The following is a 1238-nucleotide window of genomic DNA, read 5'->3' as shown; positions in this document are numbered from 1 at the left end:
AGTGGATCAAGTGTTTCGTCAAAATGACATATTTTTTTCGTCCATCATATATTTATATTATTATATAGAATGTTGAAAATTTAACTAAAAATATTAATAATTATTATTATTTAGATGAATTATTATTAATTCTATTCATCATAGTAGACCATCGGCGATCAAAGGCATCATACTCTTCTGCCCTTCCGCTAGAAATAAACTCAATTTCGGCGAGAGCCTGATGCATTTCTCCGCGTTGCTGTTCGAGCGCATGGTTTGCCTGCTGAACATCATGTTCAAGAGCGGAACATCTTTCCAAGGCTGCCTGCATTTTAGTCGCAACGGATATGCGGCCCTGTTCGCTCTCCGCATATCGGCGTTCAAGCGCGCCATAGCGCGCCTGTCTTTGTTCCAACTCTATCTCCAGCGTTTGAATCCGCTCCATGGCTTGTGCCAATTGGCCGGTCAGCGACTGATGGTGCGCCTGCTTATCAGCCTCTGCAACTTCGAGCTGGTCGTTGAGCGCCCGCGCTCTATTCGCTTCCTGCTGAACATCATGTTCGAGGGCAGCGCATTTTTCCTGGGCTGCCTGCATTTCAGCCGCGACGGACATGCGGCCCTGTTCGCTCTCCGTATATCGGCGATCAAGCTCGCCATAATAGGCCCGGCTTTGCGCCAACTCTTGCTCCAGCGTTTCAATCCGCCCCATGGCCTGTGCCAATTGATCGGTCAGCGATTGATGGAGCGCACGCTCTGCCTGCAAATCCCGTTCTGCTTCTTGTAGGCGCAAGACACTATTTTCCAGATCGTCTGATGCGGTCTTTATCCGCGCCGCCAATTCCTCCGCTTGTCGGTTGGCGGCGGACTGAGTCTCATTCAGTTCATCGGTAACGGCATTAAAACGCTCCTGCAAATGCCTGTGAGCAACGTCACCCATTTCCAGTTGAAGATGCGCTGATCCCGCTATGCGACAATATTGCTCATACCCTTCCCGAAAGGCTGCAAGTTCGCTATCTACGGCAAGGCGAAGCATATCGTCATTGGTGCCATCGATACCTTGCGCAAACAGTGAGCGCACCATGCTAACGACGCGATCTATGTCCTCGATCAATCTTTGCGGTGCTGAAATGATATCGCTGTAGTCAGACAGATCGACGCTTAAAGATGTATGATCCATGATCATACGCTCAGCTATGTCTAAATCAGATTTTGATGGGGACTTGCTGAAGTCAATTTTTATATCAAAATGATCTTTATAT

The 1238-nt window shown here is 48.1% G+C and carries 1 protein-coding gene; it reads right to left on the bottom strand.

What is annotated here, in order from left to right; all coding sequences use genetic code 11:
- Positions 1–106: 106 nt before the first annotated feature.
- A partial coding sequence (locus IL54_RS24390) for a hypothetical protein (RefSeq protein ID WP_193378907.1) occupies positions 107–1238 on the bottom strand: 1132 nt, incomplete at its 5' end.

The sequence above is a fragment of the Sphingobium sp. ba1 genome (assembly GCF_000743655.1).
Lineage (GTDB): Bacteria > Pseudomonadota > Alphaproteobacteria > Sphingomonadales > Sphingomonadaceae > Sphingobium.
Note: the sequence above shows the minus strand (reverse complement) of the source record. Positions and strands in the feature narration are given on the sequence as shown.